This window comes from Duganella callida (assembly GCF_004614165.1).
Classification (GTDB): Bacteria; Pseudomonadota; Gammaproteobacteria; order Burkholderiales; family Burkholderiaceae_D; genus Rugamonas; species Rugamonas callida.
In genome coordinates this window covers 1-19,619 of record NZ_SPVG01000030.1, presented here as the reverse complement: position 1 = coordinate 19,619, position 19,619 = coordinate 1, and the positions used below count along the sequence as shown (strand labels likewise).

The window sequence follows — 19,619 nt, the reverse complement described above, 5'->3', positions numbered from 1 at the left end:
ACACGAGCGCGGCCGCAGTGCGGCGGCGCCGTTTGATCTGGCTCATGCCGCCGCCAGCAGCGCGCACTAGCATAGGCAAATGAGCCGTCCACTCCGTTTAGAATTCCCTGGCGCACTTTACCATGTTACCTCTCGCGGCGACCGCCAGGGGGCGATCTACATCGACTACAGCGACCGGCTGACCCGGTAGTCGATACTCGAGCAGGTCTGCCTCGGCGCCGAACGGCCTGCGGCACGCCTACACGATGGAGGCCATCGCCGCGCACTTCGGCATTTCCGCCAAGACCGTCAGCCGCGCCATCAAAAAGCAGCGGATGCGATGAAATGTCCGAATGTCGGCTCTGACCCCGACTCTAGTGGCCGCCGCCGAGGTAGGCGGCGATGACTTTGGGGTTGGTTTTCAGGCTGTCGGCGGGGCCGTGGACGGAGATGTTGCCGTTTTCGAGGACGTAACCGTAGTCGGCGACGTTCAGCGCGGCGGCGGCGAACTGTTCGACCAGCAGCATCGTCACGCCTTCCGATTTCAGGCGCTGGATGATGCGGAAGACTTCTTCCACCAGGATCGGCGCCAGCCCCATCGAGGGCTCGTCCAGCAGCACCACTTCCGGATTCAGCATGACGGCGCGCGCCATCGCCAGCATCTGCTGTTCGCCGCCCGACAGGGTGCCGGCCAGCTGCTGCTGGCGTTCTTTCAGGCGCGGGAACAGTTCCAGCGCCTTTTCCAGGTCGCGCTTGATGTCGCCCTTGGTCCGCGCGCGGGTGTAGCGCGGGAAGGCGCCCAGCAGCAGGTTGTCGGTCACGCTCATGGAGGCGAATACGCGCCGGCCTTCGGGCGAGTGCGCCAGTCCGGCGCGGGCGATCTTGTGCGAGTCGTGCCCGGTGATGTCCTTGCCGTCAAGGGTAACGGTGCCGCCTTTTGGCTTCAGCATGCCGGAGATGGCGCGCATGGTGGTGGTCTTGCCGGCGCCGTTGGAGCCGATCAGGGTCACCAGTTTGCCTTTCGGGACTTCCAGCGAGATGCCGTGCAGGACTTCGACTTTGCCGTAGGCCGCGTGCAGGTTGGAGATTGCTAGCATGTGTGGTCCTCGTCAGTGCGCCATCGGCGCTTTGGTGCCGCCATGTTCTTCACCGCCGCCGCCCAGGTAGGCTTCGATCACGCGCGGGTCGCATTGCACGGTGGCGGGCGCGCCTTCACAGATTTTCTGGCCGAAGTCCAGTACGGTGACGGTGTCGGACAGCGCCATCACCACATCCATGTGGTGCTCGATCAGGATGATGGTGATGCCGTGGTCGCGGATCTTGCGGATGATGGCCATCAGTTCCTTGATGTCCGGCGCGGTCAGGCCGGCCGCCGGTTCGTCCAGCAGCAGCAGGCGCGGACTCAGTCCCAGCGCGCGGCCGATCTCCAGCAGCCGCTGTTTGCCGTACGGGAGGTTGCGTGCCTCCTCGTTGGCCATGGCCGACAGGCCGACAAATTCGAGGATGCTGGCCGCACGCTCGCGGGCGGCGCGTTCTTCGCGCTTGTAGCGCGGCGTGTGCAGCATCACATCGAGCATGGTGGATTTGAAAGTGTTGTGCAGACCGACCAGCACGTTCTCGGTCGCGGTCATCTCGCCGAACAGCTGGACGTTCTGGAAAGTGCGGGCCACGCCGCCCAGCGCGATTTGCGACGGCGTACTGCCCGAAATTACCACGCCGCCAAACGACACCTTGCCCGCCGTCGGACGGTAGATGCCGGTGAGGACGTTCATCATGGTGCTTTTGCCGGAGCCGTTGGGTCCGATCAGGCCATGCACGGCGCCCTGCATCACGTTCAGGTTGACCTGATTCAGCGCTTTCAGGCCGCCGAACTGCATCAGTATCTGCTCGGCGTTCAGCAGGATGCTGCCGGCAGCGCCGCCCTGCGCGCGGGGGAACGGTTCGGCGCCGCTGCCGTCCGCCAGCGATTTGGTGTGGCTCGGTGCGCGCCCGAACAGGCTTTGCACGTAGCCGACGATACCGTCCTGCAGATAGTAGACCACGAACAGCGTCATCAAACCAAAAATGGTCAGGCGCCAGTCGACGATGTTCTCCAGTTTGAAGGAGAACGCCGCCATGCCGATGGTGGCGATCAGCGGCACCAGCACGCCGCGCAGGGTCGAACGCTTGCGCGCCACGGCCAGCGCCGCCCCGATCACGCCCAGCACCGCCGCCGCCACGGCGATCTTGCGGAACAATTCGATGTCGGCCAGGAGGCTGGGGAGCATCACCACGATCAGTGCGCCGATCAAGGCGCCCGAGCGCGTCTTGCGCCCGCCCATGATCACGGCCAGAAGGAACAGGATGGTCAGTTCGAAGTTATAGGTGTTCGGCGAGATGTACTCTTCCGAATATGCATACAGGCTGCCGGCCAAGCCGGCAAAGCCGGCGCTGATGATGAAGGCATATACCTTGTAGCGGTATACCGACACGCCCATGCAGTCGGAGGCGATCGGGCTGTCGCGCAACGCTTCGAACGCGCGGCCCAGATTCGACTTCAGGATGCGGTGCACCACCACCAGCGAAATCACCATCAGCACCGCCACCATGTAGTAGTACTGGACTTCGCTCAGCTTCTGGCCGAAGACCAGCGGCTTGGCGATCTTGATGCCCATCGGCCCTTCGGTGAGGAAGGTCATTTCGTTGATCAGGATCTGGATGATGGTGCCGAAGGCTAGCGTCACCATCGCCAGGTAGGGCCCCGTCACCCGCAAGGCCGGCAGCGCCAGCACGGCGCCGAACAGCGCCGCGCCGGCCACGCTGGCCGGTATCGCCAGCCAGAACGGCAGGCTCAGTTTGAACACCACCACGCCGGTCACATACGAGCCGATGCCGAACAGGCCCGCATGGCCCAGCGATACCTGGCCCGTGTAGCCGACCACGATGTCCAGCCCGAACAACAGGATGGCGTAAATCAGGATGGTTTCGAACAGGTGGATGTAGTACGGATTCGGTATCAGCACCGGATACAGCGCCAGCGCCGCCAGGCCCGCCGCACTCGCCGCAACGATCGTCTTCTTCATGGGTCAAACCTTCTTGATGGCGGCTTTGCCGAACAGGCCGGACGGCTTCACCGCCAATACCAGCAGGAGCAGCACCAGTCCCGGCACGTCCTTGTAGCCGGTGGAGATGTAGTAGCCGGCAGTGGTCTCGGCGATGCCGAGTATCAGCCCGCCGACAATGGCACCGACGCCCGACGTCAGGCCGCCGATGATCGCCACCGCGAACGCCTTCAGCCCCAGCGAGGCGCCCATGGTGGCGCCGGTCAGCGTCAGCGGCGCCACCAGCACGCCGGCGAACGCCGCCACCGCCGACGACAGCGCGTAGGAAAAGGTGATCACCATGCCGGTGTTAATCCCCATCAGTCCCGCCGCGTCGCGGTCGTTGGCTGTGGCCACCACCGCCTTGCCATAAATGGATTTGCGGTTGAAGATCTCCACCGCCGCCATGATGGCCAGCGCGCCGACCACCACCGCCACCTGCATCGGCTGCACGTTGGCGCCCAGGATCTGGATCGGCGCGGAATCCAGCGGCGACGGGAAGGTCAGGTCGTCCTTGCCCCAGATGTTCTCGGCCACGTTCTTGAAAATGATGGCCAGTGCGATGGTGGACATGATCCAGCCGAACTCGGACTTGATCCTGATCGCCGGCCGCACGCCTATCCATTCCACCAGCATGCCTTGCAGCGCGCCGAAGACGATCACCACAGGAATCATCAGCAGATAGCCCATGTAAGGCCCGCCGTGGATAGTCCCCACCAGGCTCAGGCCCACCAGTGCGCCCAGCATCAGCGCCTCGCCCTGGCCGAAGTTCAGGGTGCCGGACGTGGCGAACGTCAGTTGATAGCCGAATGCGATCACCGCATAGATCATGCCCAGCGCGATACCGCTGAACACCAGTTGCAACAGGATTTCCATCTTCGCTCCTTTGCGAAGGAGAACAAGAAAATGGCCAGGCTTGCGTCAACAAGTCTGGCCAATGCGGCTGGGGAGTCGGCCTTACTTGGCCGCGACGACTTTACCGTCCTTCACTTCACCGAAGACGGTGATCTCCGGCGTGATGGCTTCGTGGTCGTCCTTGCTGTACGGCTTGTTGTAAGTGGTGACCACGCCTTCAACCTTCTCGTTGAGGTTCTCCAGCGCCGCCTTCACTTTCGGGCCGTCGGTGCTGCCGGCCTGCTTGATGGCGGCAGCCAGCAGGTAGATCGAGTCGTAACCCTGGGCTGCCGATACCGGCGATGGCATCCGGCCTTGCGGCGGGTTGTACGCCTTGACGTAGGCGTCGATGAAGGCCTTGCGCTTGGGCGTGCTGGCATCCTGGATGAAGGTCTGCGGCATGCGGGTGCCGTTGCCGTTCTTGCCGGCGTTGTCGATGAAGTTGGCCATGGACAGGGTCCAGCTGCCGATCATCGGCACTTTCCAGCCCAGTTTTTCCATGCCGTTGGCGATCTGCGCCAGCTCGGGGCCGATGCCGTAGGTGAGCACCACGTCGGCGCCGGCCTGCTTGGCCTTCAGCAGTTGGGCCGTCATGTCGACGTCCTTGATGTTGTACTTCTCGACCGCCACCGCCTTCATGTTACGCGCGGCCAGCACCTTCTCCAGGTCTTCGCGGCCCAGCTGACCGTAGTTGGTGGAGTCGGCCAGAATGGCGACCTTCTTGAATTTGCGGTTGTCGACCGCCTCCTTGATGATCATCTGCGACTGGATCTGGTCGCTGGCGGAGGTGCGGAAGATATAGTTCTCCGGCTGATCGGCGAACTGCTTGGTGATAATGGAGCCGGTGGCGACGTTGTTCATCACCGGGATCTTGGCGTCCTGGTAAAAGCGCTGCGAGGCCAGCGCCACACCGGTGTTGATGTAGCCGACGGTGGCCACCACCTTTTCCTTGTTGATCAGTTCCTGTGCGATCTGCACGCCGCGTTCGTTTTTGGCTTCGTCGTCGCGTTCAACCAGTTGAATCGGCCGCCCCAGCACGCCGCCCTTGGCATTGATTTCGGCGACGGCCAGCTTGACGCCATCGCGCATCGACACGCCCATGGGCGCGGAGCCGCCGGTGAAGGGACCGGACACGCCGATCTTGATGGGGTCAGCCGCCTGGGAGGCAGCCGCGAAACCGAATGCCAGACCTGCAACGAGCAATTTCAACTTGAAATTCATGTGTCATCTCCTGTTTATACAACGTTTTTTATGTAGTCGTACGCTGGAAAATCGCCCCATCGGAAAACCATTGTAGGTTAGTAGAACGTCATCAGCAACAGATAGATGTGCGGCATCGCAGCAAGCTCAGCGCCCTGCCGGCTGTAAGCATGCCGTAAGAATTACATGCCCGGATAAGTCTGTTTCAGGGCGCGGTTGGCGAAGCGCATCTGCGTTTCGGCCAGAGACTCGTTACGCTCGAAGCCCATTGAGCCGTCGCGCAGGCCGATGGCCATCGCCATCACGGCCTCGGGGTATTCGAGATCGGCGGCTTTTTCGATCCAGCGGCGGGCGATCTGCTCATCGCGCTTCACACCTTCACCGCTCAGATACAGCTTGGCCAATGCATACATCGCGGCCGGCGTCTGGCGATCGGCGGCGAATTGCAGCCAGCGGGCTGCGGCCTTGAGATCGCGCGCGACGGCCATGCCGTTCTGGTACATCATGCCGAGGTAATAGGCCGCTTGCGCGTCGCCTTTGCGCGCCGCGCCACTGAACAGCTGGAACGCGCGCGGAAGATTGGCGGGCCGGCCTTCGACACCGCGCAGGCACAGGCGGCCTTCCTCCACCGGGCCAGCCCAGGCGGCGGCACCGAGCATCAGGCCGGCTGCCAGCACTGCGCCTGTGCAGAAAATGCGTGCCCTCCTCATTTGCTCAAATCGATGGCATACAGGGCAAAGCCCTTGCCGCCGCCATCGTCCTCGTTGAGTTGCGTGACGCCGCTCAGGCCCGCATCGCGCGCCAGTTCCGTCATGTTGGGAGCGGAGTGGAATACGACCTGTCCTTCGACACGCACCGGTGCAAAGCGCCAGCTGCGGGCGGCGCCGTTGCGCGCACGCGTCAACCGACCGGCCTTGCGGACGTATGCAATCAGCACGTCGCGGCTGGCGTCCGGCGAGGCGATCACGGTTTTGCTGCCATCCAGGCCGGGGAAATTGCCGCCGCCGCTGGCGCGGTAGTTGTTGGTCGCGACCAGGAATTCCTGCGATGGCGACAACGCCGCACCTTTGTAGTGCAAATCGACGATGCGCTGGCCGGCCGGCTGGGTGACATCGATGCGGTAGTTCAGGTCCGCATCGGTGGGCGCGTCGAAATTAAAGCCGTAAAAGGCGCTGTCGACCAGCTCCTGCCGCGCGCTGCTGGCCGGATCGATGCGGTTGAACCGCTCGGCCGCCTTCTCCAGCCACGCCTTCAGCTGGGCACCGCTGACCTTCACCGCATGCAGCTCGTTCGGATACAGATACAGATCGGCGGCATTGTTCAGCGCCAGCGGACCTGGCTTGACGTCGGTGTAGTCGGCCGGGCCGGCGGCGCCGGATTTGAACGGCGCCGTCACCGACAGCACCGGCAGATTGGCGTATTGCGGCAGGTTGGCCTTGACGTAATCCCGCACGTAAGCCGTCTGCGCCTGGTTGACCGGCTCCAGTGCGCTGACGTCGCCGACGTCGGCAAAATAGGTGGTCATGCGGAAGTCGCTGCTGCCGACCGGCGTCTGCACGTAGCGGATGGTCGCCGCGTGTTCGGCCGCGATCAGGGACGCAAACGCCGGATCGGCGGCGACGTAGCCGCCGTCGGACTGCTTGCTGCTGCGCGCTTCCACCGTGGTGCGCGCTTTGTCGATGCGCCAGTGCTGGCCGTCGTACTTGAGACGCAGGCCGATGACGCCGAGGTTTTTGCCCCACAGGTTGGCCATCACGGCCGGCACGCCGCGCACGGCGCCGCGAGTCTTGTCCACCCGGGGCAGATTGAAATTCGGGTTGCTGCTGGCCGGATTCGGGAACACCAGGTGCTGGTGGCCCATCAGCAGCACGTCCACGCCCGGCACTTCGGCAAGGTAGTAATTGCCGTCCTCCATGCCCGGATCGTAAGGTTCGCCCGACAGGCCGCCATGCGACACGGCGACGATGAGGTCGGCGCCCTCGGCGCGCATCCGCGGAATGTATTTCTGCGCCGTCTCGCGCACGCCTTCCGCGTACACCTTCCCTTGCAGCCAGCGCTTGTCCCAGGACAGGATACCCGGTGGCGTAAAGCCGATGATGCCGATCCTGATGGTGGCGTTCAGCGGCTTGCCATCGGGGCCGGTGGCGCCGATCTGGCGCGTCAGGATGTGGTATGGCGCAAACAGCGGCTGCTTCGTTTTGGCGCTGTAGATATTTGCCAGCACGATGGGGAAATCGGGGCCGGCGCAGCGCGGTGCGTCGGCAGGCACGCCGTCCACATCGAAATGGCTGCCGGTGACCTGACTCAGGTACGCCAGTCCGTAATTGAATTCGTGATTGCCGACGCTGGCGCCATCCACCTTCAATTGATTCATGGCCTTGTAAATGGCCAGCGTTTCGCCGCAAGCCACCGGCCTGACCAGCGCCTGATAATCGGCCAGCGCCGTGCCTTGCAGGGCATCGCCATTATCGAACAGCAGATTGTTGGGATACTCGGCCCGCGCCTGTTTGATCAGGGTCGCGGTGCGCTCGATACCGATCGACGGATCGTCCTTCAGTTTGTAGTAGTCGAAACTCAGCACGTTTGCGTGCAGGTCGGTGGTTTCCAGCAGCGCCAGCGTGGCCTCGGCGCCGGACGGCGTCGCGCCGCCGCCCGCGAGGGTCGAACAGCCGATCAGCAGAAAGGGCAAGGCAAGGCAGGCGTAACGCATGGTCAGGTTGGGCATAGTCGCAGGCCGCGATATTTTATCCGCTTTTGTGGCAAAAATGGCAGTATTTCTGCTTCGGCGCACGGCTTGTGGCTTTGCGCTGGGAGAGCGGCACTGGCTGGAGTATAATTCAGGGTTTGATTTCAGCCTGAGAAAAGAAGAAGACCCCATGGAAGCCGAACGCATCAACGCCCTCACCGCCCTCCTCGCCGACCTGACCTCGCGCGAGGCTGAACTTCGGAGGTATCTTTGACTTCGATAAGAAGTCGGAGAAACTCGAGCAGGTAAATGGCGAACTGGAAGATCCAGCCGTCTGGAACGACCCGAAAAAAGCCCAGGACCTGGGCAAGGAAAAGAAATCGCTGGAAGCGATCGTCTTCTCCCTGACCAAGGCCGACGCCGACCTGAAGGATATGGCCGATCTGATCGAGATGGCCAAGGAAGAAGGCGATGACGACACGCTGGAAGCGCTGATCGTCGATGCGGAGGAAGTCCGCAAAGTCATCGAAGGCATGGAATTCCGCCGGATGTTCAGCAATCCGATGGACCCGAACAACTGCTTCATCGACATCCAGGCCGGCGCCGGCGGCACCGAGGCCCAGGACTGGGCCTCCATGCTGCTGCGCCAGTACCTGCGCTATTGCGAGCGCAAGGGCTTCAAGGTCGAGGTGATGGAAGAATCCGAGGGCGAGGTCGCCGGCATCAAGACCGCGACCCTGAAGGTGGAAGGCGAATACGCCTACGGCTATCTGCGCACCGAGACCGGCGTGCACCGCCTGGTGCGCAAGTCGCCGTTCGACTCGGCCGGTGGCCGTCATACCTCGTTCGTGTCGCTGTTCGTGTATCCGGAAGTGGATGACTCGATCGACATCGAGATCAACCCGGCCGACCTGCGCATCGATACCTACCGCGCATCGGGCGCCGGTGGTCAGCACATCAACAAGACCGACTCCGCGGTGCGTCTGACCCACGGCCCTTCCGGTATCGTGGTGCAGTGCCAGAACGACCGCTCGCAGCACCGCAACAAGGCCGAGGCGATGGAAATGCTGAAGGCGAAGCTGTATGAACTGGAACTGCGCAAGCGCATGAGCGAGCAGCAGAAGCTGGAAGATTCCAAGACCGACGTCGGCTGGGGCCACCAGATCCGCTCGTACGTACTGGACCAGTCGCGCATCAAGGACTTGCGTACCAACTTCGAGACCGGCAATACCAAGGGCGTGCTGGACGGCGACCTGGACGACTTCATCTCGGCTTCGCTCAAACAAGGCGTCTAACTCATGACAGTCAATTCGCAGCGTGCATTCATCTTCGACATGGACGGCACCATCGTCGACAACATGTCCTTCCACGTGAAATCGTGGCTGGAGTTTTTCCAGCGCCGCGGCCACGTGCTGGACGCGGACGAATTCTTCCGCTCGACGGCCGGCCGCCAGGGCCATGAAATCATGAGCACCTACTTCGGCAAGACGCTGACCAAGGAGGAAAGCGCCGCGCTGGACTTCGAGAAGGAGTCGCTGTACCGCGAGCTGTACGCGCCGCACCTGGCGCCGACCGCCGGCTTCGTCGACTTCATCGCGCGCGCCAAGGCGGCCGGCGTCAAGCTGGCCGTGGCCACCGCCGCGCCGGTCGAGAACATCGACTTCACGCTGGACGGTCTGGATCTGCGCAAGGAATTCAACGCCATCGCCGGCGCCGCCGACGTCGCGCGCGGCAAGCCGGCGCCGGACGTGTTCCTGCTGGCCGCCGAACGCGCCGGCGCCCTGCCGGAGAACAGCATCGTGTTCGAAGACGCACCGCTGGGCGTGGAGGCAGCGCGCCGCGCCGGCATGCGCGCCGTGGTGCTGACCACCACGCTGCCGGCCGAAGCCTTCGCGGAATTCGACAACGTGATCGCCGTCGTCGGCGATTTCAGCCAGCTGAACGTCGAAGACCTGTTTTCGGCCGCCATCAATTAAATCATCACCTCAACCAGAATCAAAAAGACCATGACTACGGATCGTCAAGAACAAGTGGAAAGCGCCGCACCGGCCGCTGATGAAAACAAAATCATCGCCGAGCGCCGTGCCAAGCTGGCCGCCATCCGCGAACAAGGCGTCGCCTTCCCGAACGACTTCAGGCCCGAACACAAGGCCGCCGACCTGCACGCGCAGTACGGCGGGAAATCGCGCGAAGAACTGGAAGCCAACCCGATCACCGTCAAGCTGGCGGGCCGCATGATGCTGAAGCGCGAAGCCGGCAAGAAGGCCGCTTTCGCCACGCTGCAGGACTCCTCGGGCGCCAAGGCCGACGGCCGCATCCAGATCTACGCCACCCTGGACCTGACCGGCGAGGCGGCCATGGCCGCCCTGCACCACTACGACCTGGGCGACATCCTGGGCGTGGCCGGCACCCTGTTCAAGACCAAGACCGACGAACTGACCATCAAGGTCACCGAACTGCGCCTGATCACCAAGTCGCTGCGCCCGCTGCCGGACAAGTTCCACGGCCTGGCCGACCAGGAGACCAAGTACCGCCAGCGCTACGTCGATCTGATCATGAACGAAGAGACGCGCCGCACCTTCAAGGCGCGTACCGCGGCGATGTCGTCGATCCGCCGCTTCATGGAAAAGCACGAATTCATGGAAGTGGAAACGCCGATGCTGCACCCGATCCCGGGCGGCGCGGCGGCCAAGCCGTTCATCACCCACCACAACGCGCTGGACATGCAGATGTTCCTGCGTATCGCGCCCGAGCTGTACCTGAAGCGTCTGGTGGTCGGCGGCTTCGACCGCGTGTTCGAGATCAACCGCAACTTCCGCAACGAAGGCGTGTCGGTCCGTCACAATCCCGAATTCACCATGATGGAGTTCTACGCGGCCTACACCGATTACGAATGGATCATGAACTTCACCGAGTCGGTGATCCGCCAGGCCGCGATCGATGCCAAGGGCACCGCGGTGCTGACCTACGGCGGCCGTGAGCTGGACCTGTCCAAGCCGTTCCATCGCCTGACCATCGTCGGCGCCATCAACAAGTTCGCGCCGCACTACACCGAAGCGCAGCTGAACGATATGGAGTTCATCAAGGCCGAGCTGCTGAAGTTCGGCGTCAAGCCGCACGCGCATTCGGGCCTGGGCGCGCTGCAACTGGCGCTGTTCGAAGAGACCGCCGAAGCGCAGCTGTGGGAGCCGACCTTCATCATCGATTATCCGGTGGAAGTGTCGCCGCTGGCGCGCGCCTCGGATACCCGCGCAGGCATCACCGAGCGCTTCGAGCTGTTCATGGTCGGCCGCGAAATCGCCAACGGCTTCTCGGAGCTGAACGATGCGGAAGACCAGTCGGCGCGCTTCCTGGCGCAAGTGGAAGCCAAGGATGCCGGCGATGAGGAAGCGATGTTCTACGACGCCGACTACATCCGCGCGCTGGAATACGGCATGCCACCGGCCGGCGGCTGCGGCATCGGCATCGACCGTCTGATGATGCTGCTGACCGATTCGCCGAACATCCGCGACGTGCTGCTGTTCCCGCACCTGCGCCGCGAAGACTGAGCGTCGCCCCTCCCCGACGAAAAAGCCGCCCCGCGCCCCGCGGGGCGGCTTTTTTTGCTTAGGCCTGCCGTTGACGGCGGCGGGCGACGGCGCCCACCAGCGCCAGACCGCCCAGCAGCATGCCCCACTCTGCCGGCTCGGGCACCGCGCTGATGTTGATGGTGCCAGGGTTACTGATCAGCAGCGAATATTTGCCCCAATCGTAGTCAAAGCGGCCGGCCACCACCAGCACGTAAGTCTGATTCTCTTCCATATGCGAGGATATGGCCTGGGCACCACCACGATCGGTTTCGACCATGAACAGGTTCTTGTCCGATTGTTTCGGATCGAACGCGCCCTGGTACATGAGCAGCACGCAATCGAACTCGCACACCACCAGCCCGCTCTGGCGGAACGTGGGATCGGCGCTGACCGAGATCTGATACGCATCGTAATGCACGTTCAGACCCCAGATGTCGCTCAGGGGGCTGTCGAAACTGTTGGCGAAGGTGGTATCGCCATCGATCACCTTGATGTCGGCGCGGGCCGACTGGGTGGCGCCCAGCAGCAGAACGCCAGCCGCCAGGCCCAGGCGCAGCGCCTTGCCCCACGACGCGCGGCGACGGCTGAGGGCCAGCAGGGCCAGGCCGCCGCCCAGCATCAGCCAGGTCGAAGGTTCAGGCACGGCGCTGACGGTGAACGCGGCATCGGCGCCGACCACACCGGCAAATGCGCCAAACTCGCTATGGCTGTCGCCCACCACCACCATGCTGTAATGGCCGGCATCCAGATGGCCGTTCAACATGGCGCTGGTGTAGCCGGAATAGGAGTCGCTGCCACCCATGAAGTTCTTCAGCGGATCGGCTGCATCGAAGCTGCCACCGTAGATGAACATGCCGCAATCGAACTGGCACACGACCGCGAAGCTGATCATGCTGGCCGTGTCTTTCAGGTCGATGTCATACACGCGATACGACACCGGCCCGCGCCAGTCTTCGAAGATGGTGCCGTACTGGTCGGGACGCTGGTAGGTCGGCGCGCCGGTCGTGTCGCCGCGGAAGGAAATCACCTCGGCCTGCGCGGCCTGGGTGGCGCCGGCCAACATCGCCAGCGCCAGCGCGCCACGCAGCAGCGGCTTGTACCCCGCGGCGCGGCGCTTGCGCGCCAGCCGCACGCCCAGCAGCATCAGGCCCGCCAGCAGCAGCGCCCAGGTGGACGGCTCGGGCACGGCACTGACACTGACGTTGATGTTATCGAGCGCGAACTGGGCCTCGTTGAACGCCGGCTGGTCCAGCGAATTGACGCAGGCGCCGTCGATGAACAGACAAGCACTGAAGGCTACCTGGCTGAACTGCACGCCGCTGAAGGCGTTCAGCGCCGCGCTGCTGAACAGGAAGTGACCGCCGGCGTCCTGCCCGGCGAAATCGAGCGACAGGGCCACGCTGCCGCCGCCGCTGCGGGTGCCGCTGACCAGCAGCTGGCCGCTGAGCGGCTCAGTCATCGGCGACGGCGCCAGGAAGGCGAAGTCCAGGCCGGACAGGCTGAACGCCTTGCCGTCGGCGCGGCTCAGCTGCAGGCCGCCATCGTTCAGGCCCGCGTAGAACTTGCCGCTGCCGCCGCCCGGACACGCGCTCACCTCGCAAGTGCCCGGATCGAACGGATCGAGCACCGCGCCGACGCCGCTATGCAAGCCGTTGGCCGCCGTGTACGGGCCTTCCAGCGCGGTGAACAGGTAGCCGCTGTCGAGCAGCGTCTGACCGCCGATCAGCGCCGTCGCCGACAGCTGCTCGAAGTCCAGCACTTCCGCGTGCAGCGGCGCCGCAACGGCGGCAGCGGCCAGGCCGCAGGCGGCCAGCCAGCGCTTCATGGTCATTATGGGTTTCATCATTTTTCTTCACTCCTGTGTCATTTACGATTGTTTGAAACGCGGCGGCCGTAAGCAAACGACGGCAATGGATCGGTGGTATCCACTTCCAGCATGGTCGAACCTTCCACCGCGCCGGCGTTGAGGAAGTTCACCATGCCCAGGTAGCGCTTGCCGCTGTCCAGGCCGGACCAGCCATAGCTGACCGAGGCCGCTTTGCCCGCATATACGACGCCAGGCAGATTGACCTTGAGGTTGTTCGCCGCGGCGTCCGGGGTCACGACCCAGCTCGACAGCTTGTAGTGGGCGCTGCCGCCGGGAACCGAGTAACCCGCCACGCACAGCCGGTATTCGCCGGGCGTTGGCTTGACCATGGTGATCATCTCGTCCGAGCCGACCTGCTCGCTCATCTGGATCACCTGGCCGTCCGCATTGGCCAGGTACAGATCCAGGTCGGTCTGGCCATCGCCGCCGGTATCGGCGTTGTACAGCGCAAAGCGGGCGATCAGGGTGCCGTTCGGGATACTGACCGTGGTGATATTCAGCCCATCGGCCGGATACGGGCAGGTGATGAAGCCCGGATCGGTCATCTGCGCGATGTCACTCTCGCTCTGCTCGGGGGCTTGCAGCGCACTCTTGACCAGGCCGACCTGGCCGGTGAAGCCGGTACGCAGCGTCGCCACCTTGGCGCCATCGGTCGCCTCGCTGTAGATCTGGGCGGAGGTATCCAGGGCCACCGCGCGCGCCGTCAGCGGACTGCGCACCTTGTGCGTGCCGTCGCTCCAGGTCAGCGAACCGTACTGCCAAGCGTGCATCGGTGCGTCGGTGCGGGTCAGCTTGACGGTGTAATCGCCCTTGGCGCCCGGCCCGAGGACCAGCGAGGCCGGCTGCACATCGACCTTGAAGCCGGGCAGGCTGGCGGTTGCGGTGTAGGTGGCGGCGGTCTTGCCGACGTTGGTCACGGTGCGGTGCAGGGTCTGGTTGCCCATCACCGCCGCCACGCTCAGCGAAGGCAGGTTCAGGTCATATGCCGCCAGCGGCGTCACACCGGTGCAGTCGAAGTGGGTGTTCAACGTCTGCCCGCACAGGAAGCGGCGATAGTCCTCGGCGCCCAGGTCGTAGATCAGGCCCGGATCGGCGGCCGGGGTCGGCGCAACCTGTCCGGCACCCTGCCCCCACGGCAGCTTGCCGGTATCGAGCGCGCTGGAATCCCAGGCCAACGGCGCGGTGCGGCCATCGCTCTGGGTGTCGAAGGCGGTGGTCATCAACGCCGATTTGATGGCGGCCGGGCTCCATTCCGGGTGGCGCTGCTTGAGCACCGCGGCAATGCCGGAAATGTGCGGCGTCGCCATCGAGGTGCCGGTCAGGAACGCCCATGCGGGCGGCGCCAGCTTGCCGCCCGTGTAGGGCGCCTGGAATTCCTCGACCGTGGCCATGTTCGGCAGATAGCCGGCCAGGATGTCGCTGCCCGGCGCCGAGATGTCCGGCTTGAGGATGTTGGCGTCCGCCACGTTCGGCCCGCGCGAGGACGAACCGGCGACGATCGGCGCGGCCGCCGGATTGGTGTCGTAGGTCGGCCGGACGTCGCCCAGCGCGCCGGTCGCCTTGCCGGCCGCCGCCTGGGCCATGTAGCTCTTCAGCGTCTTGGCGTCGGCCAGGTTGATGTGAACCGTCGACAGGTTGTAGTACTGCGACGGCAGCGTGGTCGCGCCGCCTTCCACGTTGACGATCACCACGCCAACCGCGCCGGCCGCCATGGCGCTGGCCACCTTGTTGACCAGCACGTTGCCGCCGCGGTCGCATACCAGGATCTTGCCCTTGACCTTGGCCGGATCGAAAGGCATGCCGACGTTGTCGTCGGGGCCGTAACACTGAGCGACGTGGATGTCGTCCGGGCGGGTGCCGCGCTTGCCGGCGTCCTTGGCCAGGATCAGCGGCGCGCTGGGGGTGTTGGCGTTATTGGACACGCCGGTCAGCTTGACGCCATTGCCCAGCGTGATCGAGCCCAGATAGCTGCGGTTATGGGTGGAGTTGGCCACCGTCGTCAGCCAGGGGCTGATATGCGTGACCGGCGCCTGCGCCGGGTTGTCCGGCCCGGCGTTGCCGCCGGCCGCCGAGACGAACACGCCGGCGTTGGCGGCGGCCAGGAAGGCTTGCTCGGTCGGCTCGTCGAAACTGCCGCCGCCGGCGGTGCTGCCGATCGAGAAACTGATCACGTTGACGCCATCGAGCACTGCCTGCTCGATCGCCGCCACGCTGCTGTCGGTCGGGCAGGAGTTTTCGTAGCCGCCGTTGCCGTAGTCGGCGGTCCAGCAGACCTTGTAAATCGCCAGCCGCGCGCGCGGCGCCATGCCGATCACCTTGCCCATCGGGACGCCGCCGACATTGGCCGCGACGTTGGCGTCGCCGGCTGCGGTGGTGGCGGTGTGCGTGCCGTGGCCGTCGCTGTCGCGCACTGAGATGTACTCGTAAGGCGAAATGCCGCTGCTCGGCGGGAAGATGCGCGCGCCGATCAACTTGTTGTTGCAATTCGACGGGCTGAAGCCCTGGCCTGGCTCGCAGACGCCCTTCCAGCTGGCCGGCGGCGGGCCATAGGCCAGCGTGCCGCCTTCAAACACCGGCGCACCGCTGTCGTCCACGCGGTCGGCAAAGCCGGGATTCTCCGGCCACACACCGGTATCCAGCATGGCGATCACGGTGTCCTCGCCGGCCGCGCCCTGCCCGCCCACCTGGTCCCACAGCCCGCCGGGCTGGTTCAGGCCGAGGAAGGTCGGTGTGTAGCTGGTGGAGGTGCGCATGTTGACGTTGGCGCTGAGGCGCGCCACGGCGCTGTTCTTCTTCAGCGCGCGCGCCTCGTCGTCGGTCAGCATGGCGGAAAAGCCGTTGAACACGATTTTGTATTCGTGCTTGATCTGGTCAGCGCTGAGGGTGTTCAGCACTGCGCTGCGCTGCTGGTCCAGGTAATTGGTATATGCCTGAACGTGGGCGGCGTCCAGTTGCAGACGCTGCCCGGCCGCCGGTTTGGTGGCCTTCAGTCCCGCAACCCCGCCGGTGTACGACGCCGCCGGTTTGTCCACCAGCTGCACGATGTAAGAATGGCGAACCGGTTCGGCGTGCGCCATCCCGGCCATGATCATCAACGCCAGCCCGACCGAGGTTGTTAATTGCCTACGCATCATAAATTCCTCACTACAGAAATAAGAGAAAATAACTGAAAATCCCCACCGCCTAATAAATAAATGTTAGCGCTATCTCCTTCCATGGTTAATTGAAATAAAGAAATAGGTATCCCATGAGCGAGTGCCGCAGCGCGCGACACACCCAGCCTTAAAGCCTTGATTTTGAAATTTTTATTTCTTTAAATGAATGGAATTACTCATGTGGAAATATTCGTATGATTTACATTTGAATAATGTAATACGCACCAATTAAGTAACACAATTGAAATATTTGATAGCGATATCAGTAATGTCGTTTTTTAAAAACAAACATACTTTATTTAAACTTAAAGTATCGTCGCGAGGTATAACTTTGGAGGGAGGACCAGACGCAATCAGTGAACTTCGACGCGATTGCGGCCAAGTTGCTTGGCTCGGTACAGCGCCTGGTCGGCCGCGCGCAGCAGCGCATCCGGCGCTTCGCCGGCCAGCGGCATCCAGGAGGCGACGCCCAGGCTGACGGTAAGCGTGCCGCCCGGCGCGCGGGCATGCGGCAGTTCCAGCGCGGCGACGGCGCGGCAGACGCCATCGGCGATGGCCAGCGCCTGGTCGGCGTCGGTCGCCGGCGCCACGAAGGCAAATTCCTCGCCGCCGTAGCGCGCCACCAGGTCGCCGCCACGCTGCAGCTGCGCCTTGAAGGTGGCGGCCACCACGCGCAGGCATTCGTCGCCCTGCTGATGGCCATAGTGGTCGTTGTACTGCTTGAAGTAATCGATATCCAGCAGGCCGATCGCCAGCATGTGATGCTGGCGCGCCGCGCGCGCCCATTCCGCCGACAGCACCTCGTCGAAGCGGCGGCGGTTGGCGATGGCGGTCAAGCCATCCGTCATGCTCAGCGCGGCCAGGTGTTCGTTGGCGACCTTCAGTTCGCGCGTGCGCTGGTTGACGCGCGACTCCAGCAGTCGCTCGGATTCCTGCAGGCCGGCGATCAGGTCGGACTGGGCGGCGAATGCCGCGCGCTGCGCCTTTTCCTTTTCGCGCCGCATGACGTAGACGCGGTCCGCCAGCGCAAACGCCAGCATCAGCATCTCGATGCACGAGCCGATCTGGCTGCCGTAATTGGTGATGGTATTGTGCGGCAGGATGGCCAGCGCGGCCAGCGAGCTGGAAGCGTTCCCGAGGAAGAACAGCAGGTAGGCGGCGGTGAAGAAATACGCCGGACGCTGCCGCTTGAAGGCGCAGACGATGCCGATCACCATGATCAGCGGCGCCGACACCGCCCACAGCGTGGTGATCGGGCCGGCCGTCTGCACATAGAAGAACAGCGTCGCCAGCGGCGCGCAGAAGAAGAACAGCTGTAATCCCACCAGCACCCGGTCGAGTCGCGGGATCACCATGCGGGTATTGATCATGCGGCGCATGAAGGTGGTCAGCATGCCGGCCGACAGCGAGAAGCCCAGCGACGCCGCCGTATTCGGCCAACTGCCGGAGACGCCCGGCCACAGCCACTCCTGCGCCAGACCGTTCTGGCCGGACAGCGCCATCACCGCGAAGAACACGAAGCCGACGTACATCAGGTACAGCCGGTCGCGCAGCGTCAGGAACAGGACGAAATTAAACAGCATCATCGCACCGGCGGCGCCAAAATAGGCGCCCTGCACCAGATAGTCGTGCCGCTGATAGGCAGCGTAGGCGGCCGGCTCCCACAGCGTCAGCGGAATCAGCTTGGCGCCCTCGGACCAGACGCGGACATAAATGGTCTGCCGCGCGTGCGGCTCCAGCCTGACCGGATAGACGTAATAACGGTTGGGATACGGCCGCGTCGCGTACGGGTGCGCGCTGCCGCTGCGCTGGACGTGGTAGCGCCCGTCGACATCAGGCTGATAGAAGCGGATGTCGCTGAGCCGCGCGTTGCTGATTTCGACCAGGCGTTCCAGCGGCCGGTCGCCGGGATTGCGCAGCACGACGCGCAGCCAGAAGGCGGAACGCGTGTAGCCGAAACTGAGTGCCTCATCGGCCTTGCCGGCGTTGCGGAACTCGGCGTCGCGGGCGCGCGCGCCGTCGAAATCCAGGCCGCCGCCCTCATCCTCCAGCACCGACAGATAGGCAGTCAGCGATTGCGCACCGTGCGGCAATGCGGCGGCATCGACTGCCGCGACGTCCATCGCCCACGCCGGTCCGCACAGCCAACACAGCCAGCATATAAAAATACGACCGATATTCATACCACCTTGACAACTGTGCATCGCACCGCAAACATGCCGCTATTGTACGCGAGCGCGGACTTCACACCGCTTAACACCAACTGTTAAAGATTAACTGGCGAAAGCCGGGCCGATCAATAAAGATGAAGGCTCTCTTTGAAAGGAGCAGTTCATGAAAATCGATCAGTCAGTCGTTCTGGTAACCGGCGCCAACCGCGGCCTCGGTCTTGCTTTTGCCCGCGCCCTGGTGGCGCGCGGCGCCCGCAAAGTCTATGCCGGCATGCGCGATCCCGCCGGTTTCAACGAACCCGGCATGGTCGCCGTCAAGCTCGACCTGCACGATCCTGCCAGCATCGCCGCCGCAGCCGAACGGTGCGGCGACGTCAACTTCCTGCTGAATAACGCCGGTATCGCCCGCTACGAAAAATCGGTGCTCGATCCGGCCGGCCTGGCCGACGCCCAGGCCATGTTCGATACCAATTACTTCGGCACCGTGCGCGTCACCCAGGCGTTCGCCCCTGCCCTGCTGCGCAACGGCGATGGCGCCATCCTGAATGTGCTGTCGGTGGCGTCCTGGATCGCCAAGCCGCTGCTGGCGGCCTACGCTGCCTCCAAATCCGCCGAGTGGAGCTTCACCAATGCGCTGCGGGTCGAGCTCAAGGACTCCAAAGTGCTGGTGAGCGGCATGCACGTCGGCTTCATCGACACCGACCTGACCAAGGATCTGCAGGTTGCCAAGCTGACCGCGGAGTCGGTGGTGGCCACGGCGCTGGACGGCATCGAAGCCGGCCTGCCGGAAATCGTCATCGACGACGTCTCGAAAGCCGTCAAGGCCAGCCTGAGCGCCGCAAACGCGGTGTACCTGGCGCCACCCGATATCAAATAAGGCAGGCTAGCGCGGCCCGCGCCGCGCCGGCGATTTGCCGTCGGCGCGGCCAGGCTCGATGGTATAGCGTCTAAGGATGCGCGCGACGGCGCCATCGGCCAGCATGGCGCGGTAGGCGGCGCGCCAGGCGCGGCGCCACCG

Annotated in this window: 15 protein-coding genes and 1 pseudogene; 6 read left to right on the top strand and 10 right to left on the bottom strand. The window is 63.9% G+C overall.

All coding sequences use genetic code 11. The features are described from left to right. The first annotated feature begins 227 nt into the window (after positions 1–227). Positions 228–323, top strand: a complete 96-nt coding sequence (locus E4L98_RS31245) for a transposase family protein (RefSeq protein WP_371857187.1) — start codon at positions 228–230, stop codon at positions 321–323. A gap of 30 nt (positions 324–353) precedes the next feature. On the opposite strand, the gene E4L98_RS03260 is transcribed toward E4L98_RS31245, so the two are convergent. The 6 genes from E4L98_RS03260 to E4L98_RS03235 form a co-directional block, all read right to left on the bottom strand. Next, on the bottom strand, positions 354–1,076 hold the full coding sequence (locus E4L98_RS03260) for an ABC transporter ATP-binding protein (RefSeq protein WP_135200141.1): 723 nt from the start codon (positions 1,074–1,076) through the stop codon (positions 354–356). 12 nt (positions 1,077–1,088) lie between these two features. Beyond that, positions 1,089–3,041: a branched-chain amino acid ABC transporter ATP-binding protein/permease gene (locus tag E4L98_RS03255; RefSeq protein WP_135200140.1), complete on the bottom strand. Its 1,953-nt coding sequence runs from the start codon at positions 3,039–3,041 to the stop codon at positions 1,089–1,091. A gap of 3 nt (positions 3,042–3,044) precedes the next feature. After that, positions 3,045–3,935, bottom strand: coding sequence for a branched-chain amino acid ABC transporter permease (locus E4L98_RS03250; RefSeq protein ID WP_135200139.1), 891 nt, complete (start codon positions 3,933–3,935; stop codon positions 3,045–3,047). Between the two features lie 81 nt (positions 3,936–4,016). Further along, entirely contained in the window at positions 4,017–5,174 is a 1,158-nt protein-coding gene (locus E4L98_RS03245; protein WP_135200138.1) for an ABC transporter substrate-binding protein, read from the bottom strand. A 161-nt stretch (positions 5,175–5,335) separates the two neighbouring features. Then, positions 5,336–5,830, bottom strand: a complete 495-nt coding sequence (locus E4L98_RS03240; protein WP_229257219.1) for a tetratricopeptide repeat protein — start codon at positions 5,828–5,830, stop codon at positions 5,336–5,338. A 29-nt stretch (positions 5,831–5,859) separates the two neighbouring features. Next, positions 5,860–7,863 carry a bifunctional 2',3'-cyclic-nucleotide 2'-phosphodiesterase/3'-nucleotidase gene (locus E4L98_RS03235; protein ID WP_229257224.1) on the bottom strand — a complete coding sequence of 668 codons (2,004 nt, stop codon included), beginning with the start codon at positions 7,861–7,863 and terminating at the stop codon, positions 5,860–5,862. Here E4L98_RS03235 and E4L98_RS29920 point away from each other — a divergent pair. The 4 genes from E4L98_RS29920 (at position 7,862) to lysS (ending at position 11,387) form a co-directional block, all read left to right on the top strand. Next, positions 7,862–8,113, top strand: a complete 252-nt coding sequence (locus E4L98_RS29920) for a hypothetical protein (protein ID WP_167761268.1) — start codon at positions 7,862–7,864, stop codon at positions 8,111–8,113. The two genes, E4L98_RS03235 and E4L98_RS29920, sit on opposite strands and share 2 nt — an antisense overlap. Then, positions 8,030–9,134 (top strand): peptide chain release factor 2 gene (gene prfB, locus E4L98_RS03230; RefSeq protein ID WP_135200135.1). Its coding sequence is split into 2 segments (ribosomal slippage): positions 8,030–8,110 and positions 8,112–9,134, totalling 1,104 coding nucleotides; the frame shifts between segments, so codons are not numbered across the junction. The genes E4L98_RS29920 and prfB overlap by 84 nt, the downstream gene beginning before the upstream one ends. Before the next feature lie 3 nt (positions 9,135–9,137). Further along, positions 9,138–9,815, top strand: a complete 678-nt coding sequence (locus E4L98_RS03225; protein ID WP_135200134.1) for an HAD family hydrolase — start codon at positions 9,138–9,140, stop codon at positions 9,813–9,815. A gap of 30 nt (positions 9,816–9,845) precedes the next feature. Further along, positions 9,846–11,387: a lysine--tRNA ligase gene (gene lysS / locus E4L98_RS03220; protein WP_135200133.1), complete on the top strand. Its 1,542-nt coding sequence runs from the start codon at positions 9,846–9,848 to the stop codon at positions 11,385–11,387. Between the two features lie 58 nt (positions 11,388–11,445). Here lysS and E4L98_RS31240 read toward each other — a convergent pair whose 3' ends face one another. From E4L98_RS31240 to E4L98_RS03205, 4 genes and pseudogenes are all read right to left on the bottom strand, one after another. Further along, on the bottom strand, positions 11,446–12,135 hold the full coding sequence (locus E4L98_RS31240; RefSeq protein WP_371857186.1) for an FxDxF family PEP-CTERM protein: 690 nt from the start codon (positions 12,133–12,135) through the stop codon (positions 11,446–11,448). Between the two features lie 375 nt (positions 12,136–12,510). Then, positions 12,511–13,233: pseudogene (locus E4L98_RS31235) on the bottom strand (NF038120 family PEP-CTERM protein); the annotation flags it as partial. A 38-nt stretch (positions 13,234–13,271) separates the two neighbouring features. Further along, the gene (locus E4L98_RS03210; protein ID WP_229257218.1) at positions 13,272–16,406 is read right to left on the bottom strand and encodes a S8 family peptidase; all 3,135 of its coding nucleotides are present in this window, start codon (positions 16,404–16,406) and stop codon (positions 13,272–13,274) included. 377 nt (positions 16,407–16,783) lie between these two features. Beyond that, positions 16,784–18,553 carry a diguanylate cyclase gene (locus E4L98_RS03205; RefSeq protein WP_229257217.1) on the bottom strand — a complete coding sequence of 590 codons (1,770 nt, stop codon included), beginning with the start codon at positions 18,551–18,553 and terminating at the stop codon, positions 16,784–16,786. A gap of 211 nt (positions 18,554–18,764) precedes the next feature. Here E4L98_RS03205 and E4L98_RS03200 point away from each other — a divergent pair, with 211 nt between their 5' ends. After that, entirely contained in the window at positions 18,765–19,478 is a 714-nt protein-coding gene (locus E4L98_RS03200) for an SDR family oxidoreductase (RefSeq protein WP_135200129.1), read from the top strand. Positions 19,479–19,619 lie beyond the last annotated feature (141 nt).

What these genes read in the sequence shown, in the direction of transcription:
- E4L98_RS03260 (WP_135200141.1), bottom strand. Translation starts at nt 1,076, where the DNA reads ATGCTAGCAATCTCCAACCTGCACGCGGCCTACGGCAAAGTCGAAGTC.
- E4L98_RS03255 (WP_135200140.1), bottom strand. Translation starts at nt 3,041, where the DNA reads ATGAAGAAGACGATCGTTGCGGCGAGTGCGGCGGGCCTGGCGGCGCTG.
- E4L98_RS03250 (WP_135200139.1), bottom strand. Translation starts at nt 3,935, where the DNA reads ATGGAAATCCTGTTGCAACTGGTGTTCAGCGGTATCGCGCTGGGCATG.
- E4L98_RS03245 (WP_135200138.1), bottom strand. Translation starts at nt 5,174, where the DNA reads ATGAATTTCAAGTTGAAATTGCTCGTTGCAGGTCTGGCATTCGGTTTC.
- E4L98_RS29920 (WP_167761268.1), top strand. Translation starts at nt 7,862, where the DNA reads ATGGTCAGGTTGGGCATAGTCGCAGGCCGCGATATTTTATCCGCTTTT.
- E4L98_RS03235 (WP_229257224.1), bottom strand. Translation starts at nt 7,863, where the DNA reads ATGCGTTACGCCTGCCTTGCCTTGCCCTTTCTGCTGATCGGCTGTTCG.
- E4L98_RS03225 (WP_135200134.1), top strand. Translation starts at nt 9,138, where the DNA reads ATGACAGTCAATTCGCAGCGTGCATTCATCTTCGACATGGACGGCACC.
- lysS (WP_135200133.1), top strand. Translation starts at nt 9,846, where the DNA reads ATGACTACGGATCGTCAAGAACAAGTGGAAAGCGCCGCACCGGCCGCT.
- E4L98_RS31240 (WP_371857186.1), bottom strand. Translation starts at nt 12,135, where the DNA reads ATGGTGGTGGTGGGCGACAGCCATAGCGAGTTTGGCGCATTTGCCGGT.
- E4L98_RS03210 (WP_229257218.1), bottom strand. Translation starts at nt 16,406, where the DNA reads ATGCGTAGGCAATTAACAACCTCGGTCGGGCTGGCGTTGATGATCATG.
- E4L98_RS03205 (WP_229257217.1), bottom strand. Translation starts at nt 18,553, where the DNA reads ATGGACGTCGCGGCAGTCGATGCCGCCGCATTGCCGCACGGTGCGCAA.
- E4L98_RS03200 (WP_135200129.1), top strand. Translation starts at nt 18,765, where the DNA reads ATGAAAATCGATCAGTCAGTCGTTCTGGTAACCGGCGCCAACCGCGGC.